The 3665-nt window shown below is 62.1% G+C and carries 1 protein-coding gene and 3 pseudogenes; 2 read left to right on the top strand and 2 right to left on the bottom strand.

Features of this window, described 5'->3' with window-relative positions:
• A pseudogene (locus IVA92_RS01340) lies at positions 1–387 on the bottom strand (DDE-type integrase/transposase/recombinase); the annotation flags it as partial.
• Between the two features lie 177 nt (positions 388–564).
• Here IVA92_RS01340 and istA point away from each other — a divergent pair.
• Positions 565–2066: pseudogene (istA, locus tag IVA92_RS01335) on the top strand (IS21 family transposase).
• 30 nt (positions 2067–2096) lie between these two features.
• Positions 2097–2828, top strand: coding sequence for an IS21-like element helper ATPase IstB (istB, locus tag IVA92_RS01330; protein WP_247281434.1), 732 nt, complete (start codon positions 2097–2099; stop codon positions 2826–2828).
• 263 nt (positions 2829–3091) lie between these two features.
• Here the strand turns inward: istB and IVA92_RS01325 are convergent.
• Positions 3092–3602, bottom strand: a pseudogene (locus IVA92_RS01325) (transposase); the annotation flags it as partial.
• Between the last annotated feature and the right edge of the window lie 63 nt (positions 3603–3665).

The raw sequence follows: 3665 nt of genomic DNA, 5'->3' as shown, positions 1-3665 counted from the left end.
CTTTCTGCTTGGGCTTGCCTGGCGCGATGTAGTGCCAAGCGGCGCGGCTCTGATCGGCCCAGGTCAGGATGGCGTTGCTGGTGAGCTCGGTGCCGTTGTCGCTAACCACCGTCTTGGGCTTGCCGCGCTCGGTGATCAGGCGGTCTAATTCCCGCGCCACCCGGGCGCCCGAGAGCGAGGTATCGGCCACCAGCGCCAGACGCTCGCGGGTGCAATCGTCGACGACGGCAGAATGCGGAAGCGACGGCCGTCGGTGAGCTGATCCGACACGAAGTCGAGCGACCAGCGGTCGTTCGGCGCCATCGCCACCGTCATCGGCGCCCGGGTCGCGATCGCCCGCTTGCGGCTGCCACGGCGGCTCACCGAAAGCCTCTCTTCCCGGTAGATGCCGATTCCGAGATCATCGCGCGCACCATACCGATTTATCGCGCGCATTCCGAGCATTATCCGCGCAGGATTCCGACTTGATCGCGCGCAGTTTCGCATGGGGTGAAGTCTGATCGTTGAGCCATTTCTCCGGCTGGAAACAGCTGGGAGAATTGGATGCCGACGAGGAGGGTTATCATGCGCCAGGTGCGCGAGATTGTGAGGTTGAGCCTTGAGGCCGGGCTCTCGACGCGCGCGGTTGGCGATCGTATCGGCGTCGGGCCGACGACGGTACGTGACACGCTGAAGCGGTTTGCGGGCGCGGGTCTGGCATGGCCAGTCCCGGAAGCGATAAGCGACGCCGAGCTGGAGCAACTGCTGTACGGGGTGCCTGACGTGAAGCCTGGTCGCCGCAAGGTGGCCGAACCTGACTGGTCCATGATTGCCCGCGAGCTCAAGCGCAAGCATGTGACCTTGCAGGTGCTGTGGGACGAGTACATTGCAGAGCATCCGGACGGGTACCGATATAGCCGCTTCTGTGACTTGTTCCGCAACGGGGAACGCCGGCTGCCGCTGGTGATGCGCCAGCACCACGGCGGGGGCGAGAAATTGTTTGTCGACTATGCCGGCGACACGGTGCCGGTGGTTGACCGCAAGACCGGCGAGGTGCGCGACGCGCACATCTTCGTCGCGGTCATGGGCGCATCCAGCTTGTCGTTCGCGCTGGCGACGTGGACCGAGCAACTCGGCGATTGGATCGCGGGACACAACACGGCCTACAGCTTTTTGGCGGCGCGACGCAACTCCTGGTGCCCGACAACGCCAAGATCGCGGTGATCAAGGCCTGCCTCTATGACCCTATGGTCAACCGCAGCTACAGCGATATGGCGCAGCATTACGGCACGGCAATTTTGCCGGCACGGCCGCGTCGCCCGAGAGATAAGGCGAAGGTTGAGGCCTGCGTCGGAATCATCGAGCGTTGGCTGCTGGGGCGGCTGCGCAACCGAACTTTTTACAGCCTGGCCGAACTTAACCGTGCGATCGCCGAGTGGCTGGCTAAGCTCAATGACGGACGGGTATTGCGTCAGTATGGCCGCACACGGCGCCAGCTGTTCGAGGAAATTGATGCGCCAAATCTTAAACCGCTTCCAGGCGAGCCGTGGGTCCATGCCGAATGGCGCCGATGCCGGGTCGGGCTCGACTAACACGTCGAGATCGAACGACACTACTACTCGGTGCCCTACCGCTTCGCCCATCGAGAGGTAGAAGCGCGGATCAGCGCCCGAAGGGTTGAAATCTTCCTGGGAGGCGAGCGTATCGCCGCGCACATGCGCGGCAGTGGCAACGGCCGGCACACGACGATCAGCGCCCACATGCCTTCCAGCCACCGGCGCTATGGCGAGTGGACGCCGGCAAAGATCCGCAGCGAGGCAAGCCGGATCGGCCCGATGCTGCGCCTGCTGGTCGACCGGATCATCGAGGATCGGCCGCATCCAGAACAGGGCTATCGTTCTTGCATGGGTATCCTCCGGCTTGAGAAGCGCTTTGGCGCCGAGCGCCTCGAGGCGGCCGCGCTGCGCGCGATTGAGATCCAGGCGCGCAACTACCCAAGCGTCAAATCGATCCTAGAGAAGGGTCTCGATCGCGTCCCAACACCTGCGTCCCCCGAGCGCGAGCCGATCATACACACCAACATTTGAGGCTCGGGCTATTACCACTAAGGAGAGAAAATGCTGACACACCCCACACTCCACTTGCTTACCCGGCTCGGCCTTACCGGCACGGCCGAGGCCTTCACGAGCCTCACCGACAACGAGGAGGTCCTGGGTCTCGCTCACGCCGAATGGGTCGCGTTGCGGCTGGACCACGAGGCGACTTGGCGTAACAACCGGCGCCTGGCGCTTCGTCTTCGCAAGGCAAAGCTGCGTCATTATGCCGTGCCCGAGGATATCGACTACCGCGCTCCCCGTGGGCTTGACCGCCGTTTGTTCGACATGTTGCTCAAAGGAGACTGGATCAAGAACCATGAAAATTGCGCCATTGTCGGGCCAACCGGCGTCGGGAAAAGCTGGCTTGGTTGTGCACTCGGCCACCGGGACAACCAATCGGTACTTTGCACCCGGTTGCCGCGGCTGATCGAAGAGCTGGACCTTGCCCGGGGCGATGGCCGAGCCGCCTCGCGGATGAAGAGCATCGCCGCCGTCGACCTCCTCATTTTGGACGATTGGGGCCTCCAAGCCATCGACGCCAGTGCCCGTCACTATCTGCTTGAGATCCTCGAAGACCGCTACGGCCGTCGGTCAACACTCGTCACCAGCCAGCTTCCAATTGCCAAATGGCATGAGCTCATAAATGACCCAACTTACGCTGATGCTATACTTGATCGCCTGCTTCACAATGCTCACAGGCTCGAACTGAACGGTGAATCCATGCGTCGCCCTCCTGTCCTTCCTCGGCCTTGATCGCATCGTCGGCCGATCAAGACCGAGACTGCAGCCCGCGAAGCTGACCGGCCGCTACGGCACTCGTTGGGGTGCGCGTCCGGCCAGCTTCGCTCCGTCGAGCGACACCGTCAAACATGTGACGTGATCTCTTCGGCACCCGCTTCACCATGGACTAAAGATGGTCCAATTACCCTTTACGATCGGGTGCTTCACTGCGGGCGATCAGATCGGAACGCTGCGCGGCATCATTGAAATACCTGCGCGCGATCATCGGAATCCGCACGGTAGAACCGGAACAGCTTCTTGTCGTTGATCACATAGCCCTCCCGCTTGAGCAGAACGTGCAGGCGCCGATAGCCGAAGCGACGGCGCTCCTGGGCGATCGCCTTCATGCGCTGGCGAAGGCCGGCTTCGTCCGCCCGGGTCGTTCGGTATCTCATGGTCATGCGGCAATAGCCGATGGCTTTACACGCTCGCCGTTCACTCATCCCGTGGGGCTCCACGAGATGCGCGACCGCTTTCCGGTTCCCCGCGGGCGTCACCATTTCTTTCCCAGGAGGTCATTCAACGCCGCATTGTCCAGCATGGCGTCGGCCAAAAGCCGCTTTAGCCGCGTGTTCTCGTCCTCCAGCGCTCTCAGCCGCTTGGCCTCCGAGACCTCCATCCCGCCAAACTTGGCTTTCCATTTGTAGATGCTGGCGTCGCTGACGCCGTGCTTCCAACCGACACGCCAACCTCGTGCTCCTTCAAAATCCCGATGATCTGCTCTTCCGAAAATCGGCTACGCTTCATGCTCTGGTCCTCGTATGGGCCAGAGCGAACTTCAATCTGGATTAAGTCGAGGGGGCAAGGTCA

This window comes from Bradyrhizobium sp. 154, from assembly GCF_023073875.1.
In the GTDB taxonomy this organism is placed as follows: domain Bacteria; phylum Pseudomonadota; class Alphaproteobacteria; order Rhizobiales; family Xanthobacteraceae; genus Bradyrhizobium.
The sequence above is the reverse complement of the archived record's forward strand: the minus strand, read 5'-3'. Positions and strand labels throughout refer to the sequence as shown.

Bases quoted from the DNA above. Each gene is read 5' to 3' on its own strand.
- istB (WP_247281434.1), top strand. From the start codon at position 2,097: ATGCTGACACACCCCACACTCCACTTGCTTACCCGGCTCGGCCTTACC.